Annotated in this window: 21 protein-coding genes; 8 read left to right on the forward strand and 13 right to left on the reverse strand. The window is 34.2% G+C overall.

Translation table 11 applies throughout. The annotated features are described in order from the left end of the window. Positions 1-10: 10 nt before the first annotated feature. The 10 genes from ACKC83_RS14490 to ACKC83_RS14535 form a co-directional block, all read right to left on the reverse strand. Positions 11-1,231 carry an efflux RND transporter periplasmic adaptor subunit gene (locus tag ACKC83_RS14490; protein WP_434037790.1) on the reverse strand — a complete coding sequence of 407 codons (1,221 nt, stop codon included), beginning with the start codon at positions 1,229-1,231 and terminating at the stop codon, positions 11-13. Then, on the reverse strand, positions 1,231-2,562 hold the full coding sequence (locus tag ACKC83_RS14495) for a TolC family protein (protein ID WP_434036070.1): 1,332 nt from the start codon (positions 2,560-2,562) through the stop codon (positions 1,231-1,233). The genes ACKC83_RS14490 and ACKC83_RS14495 overlap by 1 nt, the downstream gene beginning before the upstream one ends. 195 nt (positions 2,563-2,757) lie before the next feature. After that, on the reverse strand, positions 2,758-3,777 hold the full coding sequence (locus ACKC83_RS14500; RefSeq protein WP_434036071.1) for a zinc-binding alcohol dehydrogenase family protein: 1,020 nt from the start codon (positions 3,775-3,777) through the stop codon (positions 2,758-2,760). Between the two features lie 17 nt (positions 3,778-3,794). Then, positions 3,795-4,589 carry an SDR family NAD(P)-dependent oxidoreductase gene (locus ACKC83_RS14505; protein WP_434036072.1) on the reverse strand — a complete coding sequence of 265 codons (795 nt, stop codon included), beginning with the start codon at positions 4,587-4,589 and terminating at the stop codon, positions 3,795-3,797. Positions 4,590-4,618: 29 nt separating this feature from the next. Next, entirely contained in the window at positions 4,619-4,912 is a 294-nt protein-coding gene (locus ACKC83_RS14510) for a putative quinol monooxygenase (protein WP_434036073.1), read from the reverse strand. A 192-nt stretch (positions 4,913-5,104) separates the two neighbouring features. Continuing rightward, complete coding sequence (locus ACKC83_RS14515; RefSeq protein WP_434036074.1) at positions 5,105-6,610, reverse strand: BCCT family transporter; 1,506 nt, start codon at positions 6,608-6,610, stop codon at positions 5,105-5,107. Positions 6,611-6,825: 215 nt separating this feature from the next. Further along, entirely contained in the window at positions 6,826-7,272 is a 447-nt protein-coding gene (locus ACKC83_RS14520; RefSeq protein ID WP_414034557.1) for a KTSC domain-containing protein, read from the reverse strand. A 342-nt stretch (positions 7,273-7,614) separates the two neighbouring features. Next, positions 7,615-8,928, reverse strand: coding sequence for a DEAD/DEAH box helicase (locus tag ACKC83_RS14525; protein ID WP_434036075.1), 1,314 nt, complete (start codon positions 8,926-8,928; stop codon positions 7,615-7,617). A gap of 5 nt (positions 8,929-8,933) precedes the next feature. After that, positions 8,934-10,274, reverse strand: coding sequence for a DEAD/DEAH box helicase (locus ACKC83_RS14530; RefSeq protein WP_434036076.1), 1,341 nt, complete (start codon positions 10,272-10,274; stop codon positions 8,934-8,936). 275 nt (positions 10,275-10,549) lie between these two features. After that, a complete protein-coding gene (locus ACKC83_RS14535; RefSeq protein ID WP_434036077.1) occupies positions 10,550-10,834 on the reverse strand; it encodes an EF-hand domain-containing protein in 285 nt (94 codons plus the stop codon). A 216-nt stretch (positions 10,835-11,050) separates the two neighbouring features. On the opposite strand from ACKC83_RS14535, the gene ACKC83_RS14540 reads away from it, so the two are divergent. Together ACKC83_RS14540 and ACKC83_RS14545 are read left to right on the forward strand one after the other, a co-directional pair. After that, on the forward strand, positions 11,051-12,076 hold the full coding sequence (locus ACKC83_RS14540; RefSeq protein WP_434036078.1) for a sensor histidine kinase: 1,026 nt from the start codon (positions 11,051-11,053) through the stop codon (positions 12,074-12,076). Continuing rightward, entirely contained in the window at positions 12,069-12,740 is a 672-nt protein-coding gene (locus ACKC83_RS14545) for a LytR/AlgR family response regulator transcription factor (RefSeq protein WP_434036079.1), read from the forward strand. Before ACKC83_RS14540 ends, ACKC83_RS14545 begins: the two co-directional genes overlap by 8 nt. Positions 12,741-12,759: 19 nt before the next feature. Here ACKC83_RS14545 and ACKC83_RS14550 read toward each other — a convergent pair whose 3' ends face one another. After that, the gene (locus tag ACKC83_RS14550) at positions 12,760-13,689 is read right to left on the reverse strand and encodes an EamA family transporter (RefSeq protein WP_434036080.1); all 930 of its coding nucleotides are present in this window, start codon (positions 13,687-13,689) and stop codon (positions 12,760-12,762) included. Between the two features lie 261 nt (positions 13,690-13,950). On the opposite strand from ACKC83_RS14550, the gene ACKC83_RS14555 reads away from it, so the two are divergent. From ACKC83_RS14555 to ACKC83_RS14580, 6 genes are all read left to right on the forward strand, one after another. Continuing rightward, positions 13,951-15,039 (forward strand): sensor histidine kinase, encoded by a 1,089-nt coding sequence (locus ACKC83_RS14555; protein WP_434036081.1) that lies wholly within the window; start codon positions 13,951-13,953, stop codon positions 15,037-15,039. Between the two features lie 2 nt (positions 15,040-15,041). Beyond that, positions 15,042-16,367 (forward strand): sigma-54-dependent transcriptional regulator, encoded by a 1,326-nt coding sequence (locus ACKC83_RS14560; RefSeq protein WP_434036082.1) that lies wholly within the window; start codon positions 15,042-15,044, stop codon positions 16,365-16,367. Between the two features lie 384 nt (positions 16,368-16,751). Further along, entirely contained in the window at positions 16,752-18,047 is a 1,296-nt protein-coding gene (locus tag ACKC83_RS14565; RefSeq protein ID WP_434036083.1) for a Glu/Leu/Phe/Val family dehydrogenase, read from the forward strand. Between the two features lie 13 nt (positions 18,048-18,060). Next, positions 18,061-18,477 carry a GreA/GreB family elongation factor gene (locus ACKC83_RS14570; protein WP_414034568.1) on the forward strand — a complete coding sequence of 139 codons (417 nt, stop codon included), beginning with the start codon at positions 18,061-18,063 and terminating at the stop codon, positions 18,475-18,477. A gap of 5 nt (positions 18,478-18,482) precedes the next feature. Further along, complete coding sequence (locus ACKC83_RS14575) at positions 18,483-18,839, forward strand: hypothetical protein (RefSeq protein WP_434036084.1); 357 nt, start codon at positions 18,483-18,485, stop codon at positions 18,837-18,839. A gap of 1 nt (position 18,840) precedes the next feature. Continuing rightward, positions 18,841-19,254 (forward strand): hypothetical protein, encoded by a 414-nt coding sequence (locus ACKC83_RS14580; protein WP_414034570.1) that lies wholly within the window; start codon positions 18,841-18,843, stop codon positions 19,252-19,254. Between the two features lie 11 nt (positions 19,255-19,265). Here the strand turns inward: ACKC83_RS14580 and ACKC83_RS14585 are convergent, their stop codons facing one another. Both ACKC83_RS14585 and ACKC83_RS14590 read right to left on the reverse strand, forming a co-directional pair. Next, the gene (locus tag ACKC83_RS14585; protein WP_414034571.1) at positions 19,266-20,141 is read right to left on the reverse strand and encodes a DMT family transporter; all 876 of its coding nucleotides are present in this window, start codon (positions 20,139-20,141) and stop codon (positions 19,266-19,268) included. Between the two features lie 126 nt (positions 20,142-20,267). Further along, positions 20,268-21,368, reverse strand: a complete 1,101-nt coding sequence (locus tag ACKC83_RS14590; protein ID WP_434036085.1) for an MBL fold metallo-hydrolase — start codon at positions 21,366-21,368, stop codon at positions 20,268-20,270. Positions 21,369-21,409 lie beyond the last annotated feature (41 nt).

Consider the following 21,409-nt stretch of genomic DNA (forward strand, 5'->3'; position numbering starts at 1 on the left):
TCGGGTTTTATTATTTTTTTCCTGGTCGTGATGGCATAAACGGACTATCGCCTGCACCTCCAGATGATTTTACACCAACATCAGCTTTTAAAGCATACACCACGTTATCCCCTTCATTAAGCCCGCTTAAAATTTGCACATTTACACCATCGCTAGCTCCGATCGTTACAGACTGTGGATGTATTGAGCCGTCTGGAGATTCTACCCAAACTTTAGTTGCTTTTTCTTTATTAGTGTTTTGTCTTTCGCCAGTATTTGGTTTTGTATCAGTAAAATTATGTTGTGTATTATACGCTTCTAAAACGGCCAATTCTGGACGAAAGTTTATCGCTTTAGCTTCGGTAGTTAAAACGTCATTCAGTTCTAAAGTATATATAGAAATGGTTGCTGTTAATCCTGGTTTTAATTTTAAATCTGGATTATCGGCTTTTATTACTACCGTATATGTTACTACATTAGAGGTTACCGTAGGTGCCAAACGAACTTGTGTTACAACCCCTTCAAAAGTTTCTCCTATGTAAGCATCTACCGTAAACGTAACGCGTTGTCCTTCTTTTACTTCACCTATATCGGCTTCATCGACATCGGCTTCTACTTGCATTTCTTTTAAATCTTTTGCAATGGTGAATAAGGTTGGTGTACTTAAACTGGCCGCAACCGTTTGTCCTTCGTCTATATCACGAGATAGTACAACACCATCTATAGGCGAGTAAATATTGGCATATTCTAAATTTGTTCTAGACTTTTGTAAATCTGATAAACGCTGAATGGCCGTGCTCTTAGCTGTTTCGTAATTAAAAACGGCATCGTCGTAATCGGATTTACTAATGACTTGCTTAGAATACAAGGTATTTTGTCTGTCAAAAATGGTTTTCATATAGTTACGCTGACTAACAGCATTGTCATAGGCCGCTTGTGCTTGTGTTGTTTCTGCTTTTAAATTGGTTTTATCCAATTCTGCTATAAGTTGTCCTTCTTTAACTTCGCTATTATAATCTACATAAATGCGTTCTACAACACCAGAAACTTGCGTTCCCACTTCTACTTGTGTAATAGGCTCTATGGTTCCCGTTGCAGTAACCATAGTCGTTACACTTCCTTTTTGTACAGCAATTGTTTGTGTTGCGATAACGTTAGTATCTTCTTTACCCATAAAAGAATAAGCTACCACTGCTAATGCAATTGCGACAATACTGATTATAATTATATTTTTTTTCGTTTTCATGTTGATTATAGTTTAATGTCGTTTCCTTGATAAAATTGAAGTAATTGGTGGTATAAAATGTTTAAATATTTAGCTTGAATGTAATTCTGCTGGGCGGTGGTGTATGTATTCTGATTTATAATTAAATCGGTAGTACTTAAATCGCCTAACTCGTATTTTGTTTTCGCTAAATTGTACGATTGTAATGCTGCTTCTTGCGAGGCTTCTGCGGCTATAAGTTGTTCTTGAGCCGATAATGCATTTTGATACGCTGTTTCTACTTTTTTATAAATTTCTTTTTCTGTAGATTGCTTCTGAATTTGAGCCCGTTCAATGTTTATCTTTGCTGTTTTTACTGCAGATTTTGTTTCATTTCTATTAAAAATTGGGATGGATAAATTCAGTCCTATTTTCTGATTAAAATTCACATTCATCTGGTCTGAAAAATTGATATCAGAAATACTTGTGTATCCCGAGCCCACACTTCCAATTAAGGATAAGGTTGGCATATATCCGCCTTTGGCAATATCCAGCTCTTTTTCGTTGATGGCAATATCCAAATCACTTGCACTCATTTCTGGTAACACATTTAATGCTTTGTAATAGATATTCATTTTATCCATTTCAAGATTAATCAGTTCCATATCTTCTGCAATAGCTTCAACTTCAATTGTATCTAACGGCCCTAATTCTAGTAATTGTTTTAGTGCAATTATATATTGCTGATAATTATTTTTTGCGGTAATCACATTGTACTTATTGGTCGCCGCTTGCGATTGCGCTTCGGTATAGTCGTTAAGTGCAATGGTACCAGCATCTAAACGTGCTTTAGATCGAATGACTTCTTTCTCTGAAGCTTCAAGATTATTCTGAGCTATAATGATGTCTTCTTTGGTATATAAAATTTGAAGGTAATTCTCTAGAATACTAACAATGATATTGTTTTTAGCTTCTTCAATTAAAAATTCATTTTGATCTACCAGTAATTTATTCTGTGCAATCTGATTTTTTAACTGACTCCCTTGATACAACGTCATCGCACTCGAAATCCCAACATTGGATGAGTAAATCTGATCGGTTACATAATCGCTTGTAATGGGATCAATGGTATTACCATTAGAGAAATTCTGAGTTGCACTACCAAATAAATCAGGTAATCGCGCAGATTTTGCACGACTGTAGTTTACTTCGGAGATATCTTTACCTAAGCCAGCATCTTTAACGGTGATGTTATTTTCTACGGCGTACGTAATGCAATCTTCTAACGACCATACTTTGGATTTAGCTATAGAATCGCTGGTTTGTGCCGAGGCTACAATCACAAAGAAAAAGCAAAATATATGTGATATTATTTTCATTAATTTGAATGTGTTTACAATTAACACTTCAAAAGTGTGATTATATCCCCTATATATAAAAGGCAATAGAAGTTTGCCGCTTTTCTCTATACGAAAGCCACTATTTTAACGATGAGATTTTTTAGGAAATGGATAAAAACAAAAAAGCCCTAGACGAACTAGAGCTTTTTGAAGATTATAAATAGATTAAGCGGTTTAGTATGTAATCACCGTTTTACCGATACTTTTTCCAGATTCTTGTAAGCGGTGCGCTTCTTTTAAATTGGCTACAGTAAATCCTTTAAGGGTTGTTGTTAATGTAGATTTTAAAGTTCCAGTGTCTAACAACTCGGCTATTTTATTTAATATGTCGTGCTGACGTTCCATATCTTCTGTGGTATACAAAGAGCGTGTGTACATATATTCGTAAGAAAAGGATACACTTTTATTCTTTAGCAGATTTAAATCTAAGGGTTTAGAACTTCCCGTAATAGATACAATATGTCCCTGAGGCTTTACGATATCGGTTGCTAATTCCCAATACCCTTCTAAATCGACGAAATCTAAAATGTAGTGGACTTCGGGATGACCTATTTTTTCTAGTTCTGTTTTAAGGTGATGATGATTAACCACAAAATCGGCTCCTAAATCCTTGCACCATTGTATAGAATTTTCTCGAGATGCTGTTGCAATTACCGTAAGATTGGTTAACTTTTTAGCCAATTGAATCGCTATTGATCCTACACCTCCCGCTCCAGCAAGGATTAAAACGGATTTACCTTTATCTGTTTCAGCATTTACTTTTATGCGATCGAAAAGCGATTCGTAAGCCGTTAAAGTAGTCAGTGGCATGGCGGCCGCTTGTGCATGAGTTAGCGACTCTGGTTTCTTTCCAATAATACGTTCATCGATTACCTGATATTCTGCATTACAGCCAGCTTTAGTAATATCGCCAGCATAATACACCTGATCGCCAACCTTAAATTTAGACACTTTGTCGCCTACTGCTTCTACAGTACCTGAAGCATCCCATCCAATAATTTTCGGCGTGCCGAGTATCGTATCTTTCGCTGCATTTTGTCTCACTTTAAAATCGACCGGATTTACTGAAATCGCTTCTATTTTTACTAATAATTCGTATCCTTCTGGTGTTGGTTTATCCGTGTCGAAAGCGATAAAACTATCTGCTTCTGTTATGGGTAATGATTGTTTAAATCCGATGGCTTTCATTTTCATACGTCTTAAATTACTTGTTATAAAATAGATTTGATCAATCCACCTTCTACACGAATAGATGCACCATTAGTGGCAGATGCTAGCGGACTAGAATAATATACAATAGTATTAGCGACTTCTTCTACATCGGCAAAACGACCAATCAGCGAGGTAGGTCGCTGTTTTTTAAAGAAATCTTTTTCAACTTCATCCATAGATTTATTTTCAGATTTCGATAAATCCTCAATAAACTGCCCCACACCTTTAGATTTTGTTGGTCCTGGCAGAATTGAATTTACGGTAACTTGAGTCCCTTTGGTTAATTCGGCTAAACCTCTACTCACCGCCAATTGTGCTGTTTTCGTCATCCCGTAATGAATCATTTCTTCGGGAATAAACACAGCGGATTCGCTAGATATAAAAATAACTCGTCCCCAATTTTTGGCTAACATTTTAGGGAAATAATGTCTTGACAAACGTATACCACTCATCACATTGACTTCAAAAAAGCGTAACCAATCTGCATCGCTAATGTCTTCAAAAGCCATAGGTTCGAAAATACCAGTATTATTAATTAGAATGTCTACCTCTGGTAGTTTTTCTAGTAACGCATCAATTTCATCAGATTCAGAAAAATCTGCCGCAATTCCAGACACTTTTGCGTCCTCTATTTTAGATTTCAGACTATTAACAGCATCATCTACACGATTTTGGTCTCTACCATTAATTACAACAGTAGCGCCTTCAGTTAAAAATCGCTCTGCCGTTGCAAATCCAATTCCCGCGGTAGATCCGCTTATAAATACAACTTTATCTTTAAGTTTTAAATCCATAATTCCTATTTTTAAATGTGTATTCTATTTTAAGAAAGCATCGTCATTTTTTTCACTGTAAAGGCATTAAGTTTGCCTTCGGTAGCTTCTGTAAATGCAGTAAAATGAGGTGTGTTTAAATGCGCGTTAAGAGCCTCTTCATTCGCCCAGTTCTCGTACACCACAAAATTATTTAAATCGGTGTTGTCTTGAAGTAAATTGTAATTTATACACCCTGTATCGTTTAAAGAGGCTTCTACTAATTTTAGAAGTGCTGCCTTTACAAATTCAGTATGTTCTATTTTCGCCACAATTGTAGCGACTATTGTTAATTGATTTTTCATGATTATATATTTTAAAATGCTATGGTCTTAAGGTGTTTTATATTTTTAATGCAAACTGCTAATCCTTTATAACGAAATCGATTATAGACTTTGTCAAAAGAAAGCGCACAACAACCTATATTTTATAGCTATAAATTTACGAGTAATTTCAGCCACACCGTAGCTTTTAAAACTTAAATCGGTCTTAAAATTTTATCGCTTTGGCATGGATTTCTTGAATTTTACAACATCCTTTAAGAAAATTGCAATCATAATTAAGATGAAAAACGCAAATGGCAAAGACGTTATAATTAGCAATTTTGAAACCGTTCCTAATACATCAATATCCGGTTTTACATTACCCAAAAGAACTAGGGCTATGGTGGCAAGTAAAATAAATACAGACCAGATTACACGATGTTTTTTATTTGGATCTTTAGATCCTTTATCGGTAAACATACTAAGCACAAATACAGCAGAATCTACAGAAGTGACTAAAAAACTAACGAGTAATAAAATGGTTGTTAAATTCAACACTGATGCCATTGGATAATGCTGAAAGAATACAAATATGGATGAGAATACATTTCCAAATTCGTTAGAATACGTTTCCATGCCTTCTATAAGTTGAAAGGCCGAAGTTCCAAATACTGAAAACCAAAAGAACGTTCCCAAAGATGGAATTATTAAAACACCTAAAAGTAATTGTCGCAACGTGCGTCCTTTAGAAATGCGTGCAATAAAGATGCCTGTAAAAGGTGCCCAAGCTAGCCAAAATGCCCAATAATAAAACGTCCAATCGGTTAAGAAAGCCATTCCCGGATTATAATCGCCTAGCGCTAAACTCATAGGAATAAAATCGATAATATAGTGAAACGTACTTTGTGCAAAGGCATTCAGAATGGACAACATATCGCTTGTAACAAATATAAACAGGAGAATTAAAAGCGTGATTATGATGTTTAATTTAGAAAATAATTTGATGCCTTTATTTACACCTTGCCATGCCGAATAACAAGCAATACACGAAATCCCAACACATAAAACAAGGATGGTAGTCAGTCCCAATTCCGCTTTAAAAACATGATTTAAGCCCCCTTTAATCTGAGTGGTTCCCAATCCAATAGCGGCAACGAGCCCGAAAACAGTGGTGATAATTGTAATAACATCTACAGATTTTCTAATGGTCTCACTTTGTATGTCGTCTTCTATCGTTGCACTAATACGCACATGTTTACGTTTTACATAAAGGGCGTATCCAACAACCATAGCAAAGAGTCCGTAAAACGCCCACGCGGTTAAACCCCATTGATAAAAGGTATATTCTAATGCTAAGGTTTCTGCAGATAATGTTGAGGTATAAGGCGCATGCTGTTGCATAAATACAGGCTCCTGAACAGCACGTAACAAAATACCTGAGCCCATTCCAGCACTGTACAACATGGCTGTCCATGCCCAGAGAGAATGCTCCGGTTTAGCATCTGGTTTTCCTAGTTTTATGGTACCAAGAGGCGATAAGGCAACTCCCAATAAGAGAAGTACACACCCTAAACCCAGATATAAATAAAAATAACCGAAGTAGTTCCTAACCCATAAAGAGGCTTGTTCAATACCGTTATAACTAGATTCGGTGGCAAAGAATACCATTAAGGTGCATATAAAGATTATGCTTACAGAAGCGACTAAAACGGTGTGTTTTTGAAGTGTTTTAAATATCAAACTTGATTATTTTTTACTAAAAGTAGACAAATGTTTTAATATTTAAAATTTAAATCAATGCACTGCTCTTCTATGAATAGGATGCTGCATTACACTAAAGCGCTGTATAAAGGCTTCTTTTAAGGCATACCACACTATTAAAAACTTAAAAAGCACGAACCTTAGTTAAGGTTCGTGCTTCTTAATATGATCTGTTGTATAATGAAACCAGTGGTTTAAGCAGTTTCAACAGTACGTTTAGATTTTCTATAAATATATTTAGGAAAAATGTTACGTTTTGCAAAACGACTCACTTTATCACTATTAATCATTTTAATATAGATAGGTTTTGTTACTCCAAAATATTCGTAAGTCGAACCATCTGCAAAAGTAATTTCTAAAACTAAATTATTCCACTGAAAATCGGCTACACCAGAATTAATAGTTTCATTGTAAACTTCTTTATTAGCTTCTCTAGTTTCAGGAGCGATACTCACTAAAAAATGATAACCATCTGTAATTTTACGTGTTTTAGCTTCAGCTTCTTCCACTAACGGATCTCCTGCTTGAAATTTATCTGGATGCCATTCCTTAGCAAGATTGCGATACTGCTTCTTTAAAGTCTTTAAATCAGCGCTTTTATCAACCTCAAAAAGTTTTCTGTATTCCGTTATGCGTTTCATATTCAATTATTTTTTGAAGGCGCAAAAGTACATTTAAATATTTTAGTATGCATCATCTTTTTGAAATAAAAAACAACTAATAATCAATACGTTAGATTAATATTATATTGTGATTAAATTTTGTGATTAGTTTACGGGGATTATATTGGGTTTAAGGTTTATCGAGCGGAGTCGAGATCAATTGAAAAGGCTTTCGACGCCGCTCAAGTACCCTAATATCATGTATACTTATGCTGTTTGTGTGATGTTGAAACGCGTTCAGTATGATGTAGACTTCATCTAAACATCACCCTGAATTTAGTTCAGTGCTTCATTATCTTTATAAACATTTATAAGTCTAACCTACAATATATAAATACGAACTTTTTTCTTTTTAAGTCGTGAATTATTTAAGGTTGAAACCAAATTATCTGCCACACTTTTAGGCACGGCTACAAAGGCGCAATCTTGTTTGAGTTCTATATCTCCCAATTGATCTTTTGTTAGTCCTCCTTGTTTAAAGAATAATCCGGCGATATCTCCTTTAGATATTTTATCTTTTCGTCCGCCAGAAATAAACAACGTTTCCCAAAATTGAGGTTTATATAGCACTTTTTTAGAAATGTCTATGGCTTTATCTTTCTCTATAAATTCAGGCAGTTGTTCCTGAGCCCATTTTAAAACGTAAGCAGTTCCCTTTGCATTTACACGAGCTGTTCTTCCATTTCTATGTGTAAACTCCTCTACCGCATGTGGTAATTCGTAATGAATGATAAAGTTTAGTTCTGGAATATCAATACCACGAGCAGCCAAATCGGTTGCCAATAATACTTGACTGGTTCCATTTCTAAATGTAATTAAAGCGCGTTCCCGATCTTTTTGTTCCATACCACCTGAAAAACAAGAATGACTGATTCTTTTTTTACGAAGTGCTTCGCTAACATTTTCGATACTATCTCTTAGATTACAAAAGATGATCCCTTGCTTATTCCCAATATGTAGCAATAAATCGACTAAGGTTTGCTCTTTATCTTGCGTTGGAGACACCACTGTTTTAATCGCTAATTTTGAAGGTACTTTAGCATCTAAAAAATCGATAATTACAGGCTGGTGTAATTTTACAAAATTCGGAATATTAACACCTTGAGTTGCTGAAGTTAGCACACGTCTTTCAATATTTGGTAACTGTGTTAAAATGCCTCGCATTTCTTCTTCAAAACCTTGTTCTAAAGATTTATCAAATTCATCTAAAATAAGATTTAAAATAGACTCCCTTGGGAACCGATTCGCGCTAAAGTGATCTAAAATACGTCCAGGCGTTCCAATAAGAATGGCTGGTGTGTGTTTAAGTTCTATTTTATCCTTAGACATTGGGCGTCCGCCATACACGGCATTGACTTTAAAACCGGTACCCATTTCGCGAACTACTTGTTCTATCTGAATGGCTAATTCTCGCGTTGGCACAACAATTAGTGCTTGCACGTCGTTTATTTCTGGATCTAACATTTTTATAATAGGAAGTAAAAATGCTAGGGTTTTCCCCGTTCCTGTGGGTGAAAGTATAATGGTATTTGTTGCATTTTCAATAGCTAAGAGCGCATCTTCCTGCATCGGATTTAACGCTTTGATATTTAATTTGTTTAAAATATCTTGCTGTTCTTTTAAAAAATTTGCCATTGAAATTATTTATTTTTTTTCTTTTTAGACGTGTCCTCTTTAGTTGGAAGTGCTCCATTTTGAAGCATATATTGAGCCAATATCTTATCGACTAATTCATCTTTTGTTAAGTGATGGAACGTAGTATGAATTTTATTCCTAAACGTTTCAGAAATATTGCGGTTAGGCTTTGTTTTGAAAATTTTATTGGCCCAAATTAAAGCATTACTTTCTTCGATACTCTGTGCATCTGCTTTTTTAAGCTCAGAAAAAGAAATCCCTAATTCGTTTTCAAAATCTGCAATATCTTTTACTTCTTCCTCTTGTAATATAGTAAGAGATAAACCCTTTGCTCCTGCTCTTGCGGTTCTACCACTACGGTGTACATAGGTATCGTAAACATCTGGTAAATGATAATTTATAACAAATGCCACATCTTTTACATCAATTCCACGTGCCGCCAAATCTGTTGCAACCAGTACGTCGATATATCCTTCTCTAAATTGTCCCATCACACGGTCACGAATACCTTGTGTTAAACTCCCATGTATAGCTCCAGATGAAAATTTATTAATCGCTAAGTTTTTAGCTAATTTATTCACTGCCGCTTTTGTTTTACAGAAAATAATACCGCGTTGTCCTTCTTTAGATTTTAAAAAATGAAGTAAAACTTCTAGTTTCTCTATAGGCTCTACCACAATATATTGGTGGTCGATACCTTGATGACCAACCGTTTCCATATCTGCCTCTACCTGAACCACATGTTTAGACATATAGTTCTGGATAAGTTGCTTTATGGTTCCTGGCATAGTCGCTGTAAACAATAATGTGCGTCGCGATTTCGGAATTTCCTTAATTATAAGATCTAAATCTTCTTTTAGCGCACTTACCATTTCATCGGCTTCGTCTAAAACAAAATGAGAAATGTGTTTAATGTCTATGGCATTACGCTTTACCAAGTCGACTAATCGTCCTGGAGTTGCAATCACGATTTGTGTTGCCGTTTTTAAACGTTCTATTTGTGGTTTTATTGGGATACCTCCGCAAACTGAAGCGATAGAAATCTCGGGACTATGAGACCCTAAATCTGTTAAATTAGCGAATATTTGCTGACCTAATTCTCGTGTTGGTGCCAGAATTAAGGCTTGTATATTTGTGTTTTCTGTGTCTATTAATTGTAATAATGGCAGTCCGAAAGCGGCCGTTTTACCTGTTCCTGTTTTCGCTAAAGCAACAACATCTTTAGTTTCATTTAGAATTAGCGGAATGGTTTTGGTCTGAATATCTGTAGGAACAGTAATTTTTAAATCGGTTAAACTTTGTAGTAAAGTTTCTTGAATTCCTAGTTCAGAAAAGGATTTTGACATAATGTAATTTTCGGCAAAGATAACGACACTTTTCTCGGGAATGGTGGCAATTTTAATTTATTCGGATGAATACACTATAAAATCATCTATATGTTCAAAGTCAGTGTAGAGTATTACTCCTTTTTAAGACAGCTTACTTCGCTTTAATATTTCATATGCTTTGACACGTTTTCGGTATGGATAAAAAAAAACATGGCTTGTTTATTTAAAAACAAGCCATGAGTCACTATTAAAGAAGCTGATTAAAAGGAGGTATTAATCGATGTAATTATATATTAGTCTTTAGAAGGTTTACCTTTTGGTTTCGGAGCTTCTTCTAATTCTTTAAGCGTAAGAAAACCATCTTCATCTGTATCGATGTCACTAAAATGCTCCTTTAAAGGTCCTTTTACTTCATCTTCCGATAATTTACCATCTTCATTTGCGTCCATTTTTTCAATCAATTCTGCCGCTGGAGGCGGTCCTTTTCTATCTCCTTTTTCTTGAGCGCTAATAGATTGAACACTACAAATACTTACAAATGCGATTCCTAATACGGTTTTAATAATATTTGATTTCATAATAATTATATATTTATTTTACATGACAAAGTTCCATATTACTTGCATACCATTTTAATGTATTCAATGAGTTGCACCTACTTTTAAGTGAATGCTTTACGTACTTAGGTAAAAGCCTATTTATACCTGTAGAATCTCACCTATATTCGCTTTCCATTCATTTTAATTTACCTTAATTTGTAACATATTACAGGAATTATATAGAGAATATTACAGATGAATAAATTAAAACGGTTCAGTTTTCAGATAGGATTATTATTAATAATATGGCTTGTACTTTGGTCTGGTCAGGATTGGGTTAATCATTTTTTGCGTCAAAACATCGCCGCTTTTATAGCTCAGATTGTACTGATTCTCTTTCTTATTTATGTGGCGGCACCTAAGTTTTTATTTACTAAAAAATACGTCACATTTATAGGTGTTTCTATTTTAGCTATTGCTTTAATTACGCTTGTCGCCTCATTTTTTATATCTCAGAACGGGATGCCACTTCCACGACCCCGGGAGTCTGGCCCTGGACCATTACCGCGCAGACCTCCTGAAATGTATTTAACTCAATCTTTGCTTATTGCGTTGGCATATGCATTGGCTGTTGTTGTTGAAGTTGTATTTCATAATCAGAAAAATGAAGAAGCACTTATTAAGAGTCAGGCCGAAAATTTAAACACCGAACTAAAATTATTAAAATCGCAGATTAATCCGCATTTCTTATTTAACGCATTAAACAATATTTACGCCTTATCGGGCATCGATACAACAAAAACACAGCAAAGTATTAGTTACTTATCGGATATGCTACGTTACGTTCTTTACGAATGCGAACAACCCCAAGTAACACTTCAAAAAGAAATGGATTACATCGATAATTACATTAAATTGTTCCGTCTTAAAAGCAGTAAAACGTACCCGATAATCACAAATTTTAAGGTTAGCAATCCAAATTTTATGTTATCGCCTATGCTTTTAATTCCGTTTATAGAAAACGCTTTTAAACATTCTAACATTGAAAAAATTACTGATACTTTTATCACGATTGACTTGGAAACCACTGCAAATACCATTTTATTTGAAATTAAAAATAGTATTCCAGAAGCTCCCATTAATAAAGATGAATTAGGAGGTATTGGCTTAGAAAATGTAAAAAAGCGCTTGCTTATTTTATATCCGAATTCTCACGACTTAAAAATTACCACAATAAACAATACCTTTAGTGTATCCTTAAAATTAGAACACCATGTATAAGTGCCTTATAATTGACGATGAAGAACTTGCAAGAGCTTTACTAGAGAGCTATGTAAAGAAATTAGATTTTTTAGAATTAAAAGGTAGTTTTGAAAATCCGTTAGAAGCTATGTCGCTTATAAAAAGTGAGTCTATAGATGTTATTTTTTTAGACATACAAATGCCCGATTTAAAAGGTACAGATTTCGCGAAATTAATTCCTGCTACAACTAAGGTTATTTTTACAACGGCCTACTCCGAATACGCGATACAGGGATTTGAACTTAATGCCCTAGATTACTTATTAAAACCAATTACTTTCGAACGTTTTTTAACCGCAGTAAACAAACTGAAAACCGATACCAGTGTGGCTACTATATCTGAATTTATTACCGTTAAATCTGGATACGATTTACATAAAATTAAGCTTACAGATATTAATTATATTGAGAGCGATAGCGAATATGTTGTATTTCACTTAAATAACCGGAAAATTATGAGTTATCAAACACTAAAATCACTCCAAAAATCCTTGCCTGAAGCGCTTTTTATACGTGTTCATCGTTCGTATATCGTAAATAAATTGCAAGTAACAGGATTAAAAGGAAGAGATTTATTGCTAAGTGAGGTCAACATTCCTGTAAGTGATTCGTATTACGACACAGTAAAAAACACCTTATTTTAAAATAAGAAAGGGTGCTACTTTACATTTTGAGGTTTTTCTTAAATCTTGAAAACATCACTAGTTTTTTCTTAGAATTAATAAAATATACACCCAATAATAAAATACCGCCTGCAATTAAAGATTGCTGACTAATATTTTCGTCTAAGAAATACCATCCTAATAATAAAGCAATTACCGGATTTACATAAGCCGACGTGGCCACTTTTTCGGTAGAAACTTCTTTTAATAGAAAGTTAAACGCTGTAAAAGCAACAATACTTCCAAACAGGATAAGTAAAGTCATGGCCACTTGCGCTTTTATACTCCAGTCTATAGGGCTTGTCCAAGTTTCATCCAAAACTAAACTTCCTAGTAGCAAAAGTGTTCCTGCCGATAGCATTTGATAGCCCGTCGTAACAAAAAAATGAGAAGGTAAATTTGCTTTAGACACAAATATACTAGCAAAACTAATACCTATTACACAACTAAATATTACCACAATTCCAATAATACTCTCTCGCGTAAGATGCAGTGAATCTTGACTCATTAATAAATACATTCCTAACATCCCTAGAGCCACACCTATTAACGATTTAGATTTTATCTTTTTACCTTGAATTATGCGCATTAAGAAAATAACAAACAAAGGTTGGGTAGCAACTATTAATGCCGCAAAACCACTGTCTACATATTTTAAGGCCCAGACAAAAATTCCATTTCCGTAAAACAGGAATAGAAATCCGGCAATCACACAATTAAAAAATTGCGCTCGAGTTACTTTTATAGATAAGTTTAAGAATTTTGAAATAATCATTATTAAAGTCCCTGCACTTAAAAACCGAATCGATGCCAAAAGAAACGGAGCCACTTCTGTAACAACAATTTTATTCAGTAAATATGTAGATCCCCAAATCACATAAATAGCGAAAAATGACAATATAATTAAAATGCCTTTTTGAGGTTTAGCCATAATTTAAAGCTTAATAAATTTATAAATATAGAAGAGGCAAACTTATGAAATATATATTAGGAAAATTGAATACTCGATTTAAAATATGATTTTATAACAACAATTTTAAAACCCTATAATCCAGCATATTAAACCAATTTATAGCGAATAATTTTACTTAACTGTTTGTTTCAGTATTTTTATCAACAGACTTATAAATTCTTCCAATAACCCAAATAATGGTGTGATATTTGTGTAATTTTATAGATTAATTAAAATTTTATGAATACTACCGAAAATGCTCTAAAGGAACGCATAAAAGAATTGACGTGTTTATATGAAGTATCTTCTATAATAGTCAATGCCAATTATGAACAGATCGATGATATGTTTCATGCGATTTCGTACAGTTTAAAGAAGGCTTTTCAGTATCCTGAGCAAACAGAAATTTGTATTCAGAGTAATAACATAATTGTAAGAACAGGCGAGCGTGATGAAGATTCACCGTGCATAAAAAGCCCAATAACATTATTTAATGTTGAAAACGGTTTTATAAAAGCCTCGTATTCTTCAAAAGCTTTAATTCAAATAGATTTCCTCGAAGAGGAACAAAAGTTACTAAATACCATAGCTTTAAAAATAGGAAGTTTATTAGAACGGTTTCAAATCATTAAAAATGAAGCCTCCTTAAAACGCCAAATGGAACATACCGATCGGCTTAATATTTTAGGAGAAATTACAGCTGGAATTGCTCACGAACTCAATACACCATTGGCAAACATTCTTGGTTTTGCCGAATTATTACAAGATAAAATTACAAATCGAGACGAGTTAAACGACCTAGACAAAATTTTGAATAGTGCCATTTATTCGCGTGAAGTGGTTAAAAAGCTCATGTTTTTTGCTTGCGAAATGCCTCAGGAAATGACTACTGTAAATATTGTTTCGGTAATTAAAGATGCCTTAAGTTTATTAGAACCTAGCTTTAAAAAACATGAAGTTAAGTATATTGTAAAAACAGATCGTGATGCTATAGATTTAAAAGCGGACACGGTGCAACTCACGCAAATTATTTTTAACCTCGTTATAAATGCAATATATGTTTCTAAACCCAATGATTTAATTACCATTTTTATTACAGAAATTGGAGATAGCATTTGTTTAAAAATAAGCGACCAAGGCGAAGGGGTTTCCGATGAAAATAGAGATAAAATCTTTCAACCATTTTTCACGACTAAACCTGTGGGCGAAGGTTCTGGCTTAGGTTTGAGTGTTGTACATGGCATAATTGCTAGTCATAAAGGAACCATTTCTATTGAAAATAATAAACCTAAAGGTGCCACTTTTATTGTTAAATTACCAAAATTATAAGGATGTCTATATTAAAAGAAAATATTTTAATTGTAGATGACGACGTTCATATTTTAGAGTTACTACAGCGTCACTTACAATCTTTAAACTACCATACCTTCAAGGCGATTTCCGTACGCGAAGCTGTCACTATTTTAAAAGATACTAAAATAGATGTATTAATCACGGACTTGAAAATGCCTGAAGTAGACGGATTTGAACTTTTAAAGTTCACCTCGGAACACTATCCACATATGGCTAAATTGGTTATTACTGGCTTCCCTTCTATCCAAGACTCTTTGGCTGTGATAAAATCCGGAGCCGTAGAATATCTGACTAAGCCATTTACAAAAAGTGAATTAATTGAAGCCTTAAATAAAACACTAAAGCAGAACAAACCGAAATCTAAATCGCAAACAAGTCCCTTTATAACCGACGGAAAATATGGAGATATTATTGGGCGGTCTCAAGGTATTAAGCATGTTGTTCAGCTTATAGAGCGTGTAAAAAACAATAAGGCTACCGTTTTTATTTCTGGTGAAAGTGGCACTGGTAAAGAATTAGTAGCCCGTTCTATTCACTATCAAGGTCAGTTTTCAAGAGGGCCATTTATAGCGGTAAATTGTGGCGGTATCCCTGAAAATTTGCTGGAAGCCGAATTATTCGGTTATGTTAAAGGGGCGTTTACGGGTGCCGAGACCAACCGTAATGGCTTTTTCCAAGCCGCTAATGGCGGTACCATTTTTTTAGATGAAATTGGAAACGCTTCATTAGCCGTTCAATCTAGACTACTGCGCGTACTTCAAGAAAAAGAAGTTATAAAAGTCGGTTCACAAAAACCGGAAAAAATGGATTTAAGAATTATTACGGCCACCAATAGTAATCTTAAAGACATGATTAAAGCAAAGTCTTTTCGCGAAGATTTGTATTACCGCTTAACTGTGGTCGAAATAGATGTACCGCCTTTAAGAGATCGCTCTGAAGATATTCCATTACTTGTCGATAAATTTTTGTTCAAATATGGTATTGAGTATAAAGACCGGTTTGTAAAAATAGATCCTGAAGCGCTCACTATTCTAGAGCGTTATAGTTGGCCTGGAAATATTAGAGAATTAGAAAATATCTTACAGCGTGCTATTATTCTTTCTGATAATATCGTGACAACAGAAGCTTTACCATCGGCTTTAAAGTACAATATTGATTTTACTTCAGACGACTTTGTCTCGCTTAAAGACATGGAGAAACAATATATATTAAAAGTACTTCGCGCTTGCAATAATAATAAAACTAGAGCAGCCGAAATTCTAAAAATTAATCGAAAAACCTTGCGAGATAAACTTAAAGCTTAATGTAATAATTTCGGTTATATTTCACCCATCCGGGTAATATTGTACCAGTAGCATAAAACAGTCTTTAAAATAATTTTCACCAAAACCCCTTTAAAACCTAGCGTTTTAAAGGGGTTTCCTGTTCTTCGCTACCTCGTAAAAAGCGATGGCACAACACTTGCCTTTTAGAAGTATAATTAACAATATTTATTATGAAAAGCTCTGAATTAAATATTTGTCCAGATTGTGTGCATCGCAAAACATGTGTTTTAACCACACAAAAAGAAAAAGTTTGGTCGTGTAGTGAATTTGAAAGTGCACTTTTTTTAGACTTAGTAAATAGACCGAAAGTAGAGAATAAAAAGATTAACTCATTTTATTAATATCCGTTTTAATTATTATAATATGATAGCAGAAGAAATAAAATTACCTGTAAAGAAAAGCGAGACTGGTATGGTTGCCAATGTTCTTGAACAGTTTAATAAAGCAGCCGACCAGATAAATTTAAATCCGAATATCCGAAGAATATTAAACGTAACTAATAATGAAGTCATCATTCATTTTCCAGTAAAAATGGACAACGGAGATGTAGAAATATTTACCGGATATCGTGTACAACACAACAATGCTTTAGGCCCGTATAAAGGAGGCTTAAGATACCATGAAACGGTAGACATAGACGCGGCAAAAGCACTTGCAATGTGGATGACATGGAAAACGTCTCTAGCAGGATTGCCTTATGGTGGCGCCAAAGGAGGCATTAAAATAAACCCAAAATTATATTCACAAACCGAGTTAGAACGTATCACCAGACGCTTTACATATGCCTTAGGTGATAATATTGGGCCAGAACACGATATTCCAGCTCCAGATGTAAACACCAATTCTCAGACTATGGCTTGGATTGCAGATACATATATGTCTACTAAAGGGCCATCAGAACGATCTACCTACCAGCATGTCGTTACTGGCAAACCTGTGGGTTCTGGAGGTATTGAAGGACGGGATCGCTCGACCGGATATGGGGTGTTTTTAACCATCAAATTATGGGCAGAGCAACGAAATATTACCCTTAAACGAAAACGATTTATTGTTCAAGGTTTTGGCAATGTAGGCTATTGGGCATCTCATTTCATGGAGCAAGAAGGCGCTACTTTGGTTGGTGTGCAAGATGCTTTTGGTAGTATTTACAAACCAGAAGGTATTGAGGTAAAACAGTTACAGGCGTATATGACTACAAATGAAGGAGGTGTGCAAAATTTCCCGAATTCTAATGCTATTGAAAAGGAAGATTTCTTTGGATTGGATTGTGATATCATTATTCCAGCGGCCCTAGGAAATCAGATAACCGGAGATAACGCCCATTCTATTAAAGCTAGATTAATTGCAGAAGGTGCTAACGGTCCTACAAATGTTGAAGGAGAACAAATATTATTAGAAAAAGGAGTAGAAATTATTCCTGATATTTTATGTAATTCTGGAGGCGTAATTGGCAGTTATTTTGAATGGTTACAAAACCGAAACGGAGAACTTTGGCATATGGATGAAGTTATTTTAAAACTTGAAAAAACATTAAAAGGTTCGTTTAAACGAGTTTATGATTATTCTGTTGCCGAAAATATAGACATGCGAACTGCTGCATTTTGCTTAGCAATTCAACGTATTGAAAAAGCATATATACAACGTGGAATTTTTCCATAATAACAAATTAAATATGAAGTATGGACATTTAATACTCGAAAAGAAAGAGTACGTTTTCTTAAAACGCGTACTCAATCTTTCGGGTTATTCAAGAGATAAAGAAACAAGAACATCTTTACAAAAATTAAGTAATGAATTAGTTGATGCCGAAATTATAGACCACGAACTTATGCCAAGTGATGTTATTCGCTTTAACAGTATGGTAACCGTGGCTCAGGGAGACTGGCAAAAAACCATAAAAGTGGTTATACCACAAAACAAAGATTTAAGTCAGAATAAAATTTCTATTCTAACACCTATGGGTTCTGCCCTATTTGGCTATGCTATTGGAGATACTATTACATGGGAATTCCCAAACGGAACCAAAGAACTAAAAATTATAAATGTAGAACAGGAATACAACTATAGAGGATTGGACATCGTAATATAACGCTTATGAACTTATATAATTTAGATATCGCTTTTAATGCAACAGCAGAAAACAGTACGAATGAGGTAGATTCTTGGATTCTTCACTTAGAGGAAATCAAACAAGAATTAAAACAATACTGTTCCAAGAAGAAATATAACAACCAAGATTTAATTAAATCGGCAGTGTTATTAAAAGCATCTGCTAACAAATCAATTCTAAAAGCGATTAAAAATTATAGGGAGTTTAGGGAGTATTGGAGTAAATGCGACGGTTTAAATTCTGACACACCTTTTATTTACGAACATTCTAAACATAAAAGAGATTACCTAAAACATGTAAAAGAATACCGATTATTTAAATCTAAACTAACTAAGAGATAACATGGGCATCTTACAATACAACCAAGTAAATAATCAAATGCAATTTAAAGTAGATGAAAACAGACGTTTATTTATCAAGAAGGATATTCGGGAAGTTTCGCAATGGACAGACGATTTAGAATCTAAAAATAACGAGATTAACACCTTTAGTATTTTAAATAGACAGTTAGTAAAGAGTGAAAACATTCAGCATCTCATTCAGGATTTTAGACGCAGAAATACGCTGGCTATGGCCATGCTGTGTAAATACGAACAAAATTTACGTCAGGAATTAGAATTTGGAAACATTGAATATGATGAACAGCGCGCTAAAATTCATGAAAAAAAGCGTGTTGAATATTTGGTGTTTGTGAAAGACTACCGCGTATTAAAAACCACTATTTACAACCAACTAGCACAATACAAACGTAAATAGTATTAAGAAGACTAAATTTTAGAATCCTTAAGGGCGTCTAATTTCTTAGTCTTTTTATCTTTATAAATAATATTTAAAACTAAGGCCGCTATAATTAAACCTATACCGCATAACGACCAAAATGAATACACTTCGCCAAAAAGAGAAACTCCAAAAAGCATAGTGAATATAACTTCAATGTATTTTATTGGAGCGACCTGATTAGTTTGTGCGTTCTGAAAAGCTTTCGTCATTAATAATTGTCCGAAATAACCAAATACACCAAGTAAACTTAAAAAGACCCACTGCATACCTACAGGAGTGGTCCAATTATTAATTGTAAATAGTGCACCTACTATGGCCGAGATTACCATAAAATAATTTACAATAACTACAGGGTGTTCAGACTTTCCTATTTTACTAATAATGATGTAAACCAATCCACTACTAACTGCCGCAATTAAAATAAGTACAAGTCCAAACGTATTAATATTAGAATCGAACCCTTTTAAAATCACTACACCTATAAAGGCAAGAATAAAGAATACCCATTGGAAAGGAAAAATCTTTTCTTTTAAGAAGATAACTGCAAAAATGGCGGCAAATATAGGAGCTAAATACCTTAAAGATACAGCTGTACCTATTGGTAAATATTTAGTGGACATAAAAAACAAAGCCATAGAGGTAACACCTACGAGACCACGTAATATTAATAGCTTGTTATTATTTCCAATTAATGGAATTTTGTTTCTTAATAAAAATCCAAACGTAAAAAATAAGGACCCGACAGACCTAAAAAGCACAATTTGAAAGGCTCCAATTGTATCCAAATATTTTACCGTTGCATTCATACACGCAAAGGCAAATGTACTTAGTAACATTAATTTTATTGTCTCTTTTAATTGCATTTTAGCGGTGCTTTAGAAGTCTTAAAATAAATCACTCTGAAAATTTTAAGTCGCAAAAATATACATTTAAAAGAAGTAACATCGCTTAAACGCTATTCATTTCAATTAATGCAAAAATCCTAATGTTTATTCCCACCATGCTTCAGTGCTAGTAATGGTCTTCCCTATTTTAATTTCTTCTCCTATTTTAGGTACAATTACATTAATATTTTGAATCTCTGATGCTTTTAATAAGCGCTCTACCGGTTCGTTCCATTCGTGCATAGCTAGTTTAAAAGCTCCCCAATGTATGGGCATCATTTGCTTTGCTTTTACATCTATCGCCGCCTGAGCCGTTTCTTCTGGATACATATGTATTTCGTGCCATAGCGTGTTGTATTGCCCACATTCTATCATGGCAAAATCAAAAGGGCCATATTTTTCACCAATCGTTTTAAAATGACTGCCATAACCACTATCACCACTAAAAAATATATTTTCATTTTTTGACGTAATGATCCAAGAACTCCACAACGTTTTTCCTTTATCGCTTATACCACGTCCTGAAAAATGTTGGGCAGGTGTACACACAAATTTTAAATCTGTAAACATGATTTCTTCCCACCAATCTAATTCGTAAATATTATCTTTAGATACGCCCCAAGATTTTAAATGTGCACCAACTCCTAAAGGTGTGTAAAATGATTTTACTTTATGCTTAAGTTTAGAAATACTCTTATAGTCTAAATGATCGTAATGATCGTGTGAAATTAGTACTGCGTCTATTGGTGGTAAATCATCTATGCGTATTGGAAGATGATTGCTAAATCGTTTACTTCCCAACATCGGATGAGGCGCAGGCACATCGCCAAACATAGGGTCTATTAATATGTTTTTAGATTGTATCTGAAGTAAAAATGTAGAATGACCGAACCAAAACAAACGTGTTTCTCCACTATAATCCATGAGATCTGATGGTAAAATGGTCTCTACAGAAATCGGACTTTCGGGCGTCACGCCTTTGGTAGGTCTAAAATAACCTATAAGACTTTTGCCTATATCCTGAATGCCCATTTGCATATCGACCTCGCCAATATTTATAAATTTACCATCTTTATAATGATTGGTTAATGCAAATTTTTGTTCTTGAATCGCGGTTGGTGAATCACCAAATTGCGGACTTACATATAGAAATAAGATAATTCCTATTACCAAAATAAGTATACCTATACCGATTATAATTCCCATTTTTTTTAATATTAGCTTTAACATAAATGTGTTTTAATCGA

The sequence above is a fragment of the Formosa bonchosmolovskayae genome, assembly GCF_051016085.1.
Classification (GTDB): Bacteria; Bacteroidota; Bacteroidia; order Flavobacteriales; family Flavobacteriaceae; genus Formosa.